Here is a 2,616-nt window from a genome sequence, read left to right as displayed (position 1 = left end):
GGCGGCGTCCTCAGCGCCCTGGCGCAGGGCTGCATGGACGAGGCCGTCGCCGTGCCCGTCCTGCGCGGCGACCGCCACGAGCGGCAGGCACTCGTGACGGCCCTGGCCCATCTGCACACGCACGGCGTGTCTGTGGACTGGAACGTGTTCTTCGCCGGTGCGCGGAAGACCGACCTGCCGACCTACGCCTTCCAGCACGAGCGGTACTGGCTCGACGCCCCGCAAATTGCTGCCGCCGCCGCAGTGGCGGACCCGGTGGACGCGGAGTTCTGGGAGACCGTGGAGCGCGGGGACCTGCAGGCCTTCGCCGAGACCCTGGGCATCGGGGCGGGGGACGCGTTCAGCGACATACTGCCGAGGCTGTCGCAGTGGCGGCGGCAGCGCAAGGAGCAGTCCACCGTGGACGGCTGGCGCTACGGCGTCACATGGAAAGGGATACCCGACCCCGCCCCGGAGGGCCCTGCCCGGATCGGTATATGGCTGGTTCCGGTCAGCGCTGCGCAACTCGGCGACGACTGGGTCACCGCCTGCCTCCGCGGGCTGACCGAGCGGGGCATGGCCCCGCTGCCGGTCCCGGTCGAGCCGGCCACCGGCCGTGAGGACCTGACCGCCCAGCTCGCCCGAGCGGCCGGTGGCGAGACCGTGGCAGGCGTCCTGTCGCTGCTCGCCGTCGACGGCGAGGCCGCCCCGGCGGCCGCCGCGCTGACCGCCGGCGTCGCGCTGTCCGTTCTGCTCGTCCAGGCCCTGGGCGACGCGGGCATCGGCGCCCCGCTGTGGTGCGCGACCCGGAACGCAGTAGGCGTGAGCCCCGCCGACGAGGTGGCGGACCCGTACCAGTCCCAGATCTGGGGTCTGGGCCGGGTGGCGGCGCTGGAGCACTCGCCGCGCTGGGGTGGTCTCGTCGACCTTCCCGGCACGGTCGACGACCGGGTCGCCGGCTACCTCGCCGCGGTACTCGGCCAGTCGGCCGAGGACCAGGTCGCGATCCGCGACCGCGGGCTGTTCGCGCGGCGCCTGTCGCGTCTGCGCGCAGCCCGGACCGACGGTTCCTGGTCTCCGCGCGGCACCGTCCTGATCACGGGTGGTACGGGTGCACTGGGCGGGCACGTGGCCCGCTGGCTCGCCGGTGCGGGTGCGGAGCGCCTGGTGCTCACCAGCCGTCGCGGTCTCGACGCCCCCGGCGCCGCCGGCCTCAAGGCCGAGCTGGAGGAGGCGGGCGTGCGCGTGACCGTCGCCGCCTGTGACGTGGCCGACCGCGAGGCGGTGGCCGCGCTGCTCGCCGAGCACCCGGTGGACGCCGTCGTCCACACGGCCGGCACCGCCGAGGCGGGCATGCTCGCCGAGACGAGTCTCGGCGACTTCGCGGCGACGGTCGCCGCGAAGGCCCTCGGGGCCGTGCACCTCCACGAACTGCTCGGCGATCAGGAACTGGACGCCTTCGTCCTCTTCTCCTCCGTCTCCGGCGTGTGGGGAGGCGGCGGGCAGGCCGCGTACTCGGCCGCAAACGCGTTCCTCGACGGCCTGGCGCAGCACCGGCGGGCCCGGGGCCTCACCGCGACCGCGATCGCCTGGGGCCCGTGGGGCGAGGGCGGCATGGTCGCCGACGCCGGGGACGAGGAGCGGCTGCGGCAGCGCGGTCTGACCGTGCTGCGGCCGGACCGGGCCATCTCCGCGCTGCACGATGCGCTGAGCGGCGGGGGCGGCACGGTCACCGTGGCGGACGTGGACTGGGAGCGGTTCGTCGTCCCATTTACCGTCGGCAGGCCGAGCGCACTGCTGAGCGACCTGCCCGAGGTCAGGGACGCCCTCGCAGAGGAGCCCGCCGATCAGGCCGCGAAGCCGTCCGCGCTGAAGGAGAAGCTGTCGGCGCTGTCCGAAGGCGAACAGCAACGCCTGCTCGTGGACACGGTGTGCGCGCACGCGGCGGCCGTTCTCGGCCACAGCGGCTCCGCGGCGGTGGAACCGGATGTGGCGTTCCGGGACCTCGGCTTCGACTCCCTGACGGCGGTTGAGCTGCGCAACCTGCTCATTGCCGACACCGGACTGGCCCTGCCCGCGACGCTGGTCTTCGACCACCCGACGCCCGAGGCGATCGCCCGCTGCCTGCGGAGCGAACTCGTCGGCGAGACGGGCTCGGACGAGGTGTCGGTCTTCAGCGAGCTCGACCGGCTGGAGTCGGTGATCTCGACGGCCGCCTCCGCCGGGGAGACGGTCCGGTCGGGGGTGCGCAGGCGGCTGCAGGAAGTGCTGTCCCTGGTGAACTCCGCCGGAGAACAAGGCGCGGAATCGGCCGATGCGCGGCGGCAGCTCCAGGACGCGACGGTCGACGACATCTTCGATCTGATCGATCAAGATCTAGAAAATTCCTAGTTCTTGGCGCTCTACCTTTAACGACAGCCGAGGACGGATGAGGCGGATGAGCAGCAACGAAGACAGGCTTCTCGAGTATCTCAAGCGCGTCACCGGAGACCTTCGTCAGGTCCGGGAGCGCCTTCGCGAGGTCGAGGAGAAGGGCCAGGAACCCATCGCGATCGTCGGCATGGCGTGCCGGTATCCGGGCGGGGTGCGTTCGCCGGAGGACCTGTGGCAGTTGGTGGTCTCCGGTGGTGACGCGGT

At 72.7% G+C, this 2,616-nt stretch carries 2 protein-coding genes; both read left to right on the top strand.

Translation table 11 applies throughout. The features are described from left to right. On the top strand, positions 1–2,370 hold a 2,370-nt coding region (locus tag ACZ4EG_RS46565; protein WP_467795056.1), incomplete at its 5' end, for an SDR family NAD(P)-dependent oxidoreductase. A gap of 46 nt (positions 2,371–2,416) precedes the next feature. Next, positions 2,417–2,616: polyketide synthase docking domain-containing protein (locus tag ACZ4EG_RS46560; RefSeq protein ID WP_453562336.1), on the top strand; the 200-nt coding region annotated here is incomplete at its 3' end.

The organism is Streptomyces sp. NPDC025638 (assembly GCF_055558775.1).
This window is presented reverse-complemented; position numbering and strand designations above follow the sequence as displayed.